The sequence below is a fragment of the Gammaproteobacteria bacterium genome, from assembly GCA_029862005.1.
Taxonomy (GTDB): Bacteria; Pseudomonadota; Gammaproteobacteria.
Map to the genome: position 1 here is coordinate 1 of JAOTYD010000105.1, position 2,056 is coordinate 2,056.

Consider the following 2,056-nt stretch of genomic DNA (forward strand, 5'->3'; position numbering starts at 1 on the left):
GCTGGCAAGCGGGCTTTCTGCGGTGTTGAGCACCTGTAGCTGGCCCATGGCAACCGCTGCTCCTACGAAGGGGCAAGTTGCCATCCTCTCAGCGATCTCGTTTAGATCTTCCCGGGCCAGGGACACAGGGTCTTTATTCGGCTTTGTCACTATATATCCTCCTGATCAATTATTTTTCCATCAGAGTCGAGCAGCTTAAAAATCAGATCACAACTTTTAAGTCCGATCCTCAGCCTGGGGAGAGTTGAGTTTTTTGCATAGAGTCGCGTGCACTCATTTCAGCCCACCAGCTGCGCAGTCCCGGATTCTCTTGAAGGATCGGATCGCTGTCGGGAGTGCTTTGAAAATAATCAAAAATCGGCGCCAGGTGAATGTCAGCCAGGGTTACATGATCGCTGACGAGAAATTTACTATCAGCCTGTAATCCGGCAATGATACCCATGCATTTTGATATCTCTGGCATGGCTTCAGCTATGGCTGACTCATCAGGTTGCTCGCCAAGCATTGGCATCACAATTCGCTGGATAACAAGCTGACCAACGGTACATGGATAAGTATAACTATCTATAATACTGACGATCTGGTTCATGCGAGCACGTTTCTTCGCAGTTTCTGGTTGCAACGATGGGCCGTCAAATACCTCGTCGATATAACGTTCTATAGCGATGACTTCGTAAAGCTCGAAGCCATCGTGCTCGAATGCAGGAACTTTGGCGAAAGGGTGGCGCTCCACCTGTTCCGCCGGCATCGGTCCCTGTAAAAAGTCTACTTCGACAAGGTTATAATCGACGCCTTTTTCTTCCATTGCCAGGCGTGCACTGCGTGTGTAAGTGCTGTATGCGGGGCCGTAGAGAGTTGGTTTGCTCATTGGAAATCCTCCTATGATTTGAAACATGCCGACACTACTATGCAAGCCTATTCCCGCGCTTTCTATGAAACCAATAAAAAAAATATATGTGGCTTGCCAGGTAATAGATTTACTAAACCGCAAAAACGAATGTGGAGTTACAGAAATGATTTTCTTTTGGTAACACCGCGATTGTCTGCAATGTGCCGAAACCCGATACTGATGCCGTATATCACAGTGCCTGCCATACGGACCTGAAGTTGCTCAACCTATCCCGTCGAGATGCTCGCTATCAACATTAAGTTGCAAAGAAATCGTTAGCTATTACCGCTAACTTTCCCCTGTTTAATTCAATATTTTCAAATACACCACCGACGCCGGGCTCTTTGCCTTTACTCTACTGTAACCGACTTCGCCAGGTTACGCGGCTGGTCGACATCGGTGCCGCGCAGGACCGCAACGTGATAGGCAAGGATCTGCAGCGGGACCACCGACAGGATTGGGGTAATGTAGTCGGTATCGCAATCCATCTCGATGACGACATCGTCGGCGTCGGCTTCGAGGTGCGCGCCGCGATGCGCGAACACATAAAGCTTGCCGCCACGGGCCTTGACTTCCTGCATGTTGGAGTGCAGTTTTTCCAGCAGGTCGTCGTTCGGCGCCACGACGATGACCGGCATATCGGCATCGACCAGCGCCAGCGGGCCGTGTTTGAGCTCGCCTGCCGGGTAAGCCTCGGCATGGATGTAGGATATTTCCTTGAGCTTCAAAGCGCCTTCCATCGAGATCGGGTAATGTTCACCGCGGCCGAGGAACAATGCATGTTGTTTGTCGACGAAGTCCTCGGCGATGACTTCGATGCTTGCCTCCAGCCGCAGCAACTCATCGATTTGTCGTGGCAGAGAACTCAATTCACCGATGATTGCGGCAATGGTTTTATCGTCGAGCCGCTGCTGAATTCGACCGAGCGATACAACCAGTAACAGCATCGCCACCAGCTGGGTGGTAAAGGCCTTGGTCGAGGCGACGCCGATTTCAGGTCCGGCGCGAGTCATCATCACCAGGTCGGATTCGCGCACCAGCGAAGATTCAGGTACGTTGCATATGCACAGGCTGCCGCAGTATTTATCCGAGTTCAGACTGCGCAGGGCAGACAGCGTGTCGGCGGTTTCACCGGATTGCGACAAGGTAACAAACAGCGTGTTATCC

The 2,056-nt window shown here is 51.4% G+C and carries 2 protein-coding genes; both read right to left on the minus strand.

What is annotated here, in order from left to right; genetic code table 11:
- Positions 1-229: 229 nt before the first annotated feature.
- Positions 230-868 (minus strand): glutathione S-transferase family protein, encoded by a 639-nt coding sequence (locus OES20_19255; protein MDH3636830.1) that lies wholly within the window; start codon positions 866-868, stop codon positions 230-232.
- 371 nt (positions 869-1,239) lie between these two features.
- The coding region (locus tag OES20_19260; GenBank protein ID MDH3636831.1) for an isomerizing glutamine--fructose-6-phosphate transaminase at positions 1,240-2,056 on the minus strand (817 nt) is incomplete at its 5' end.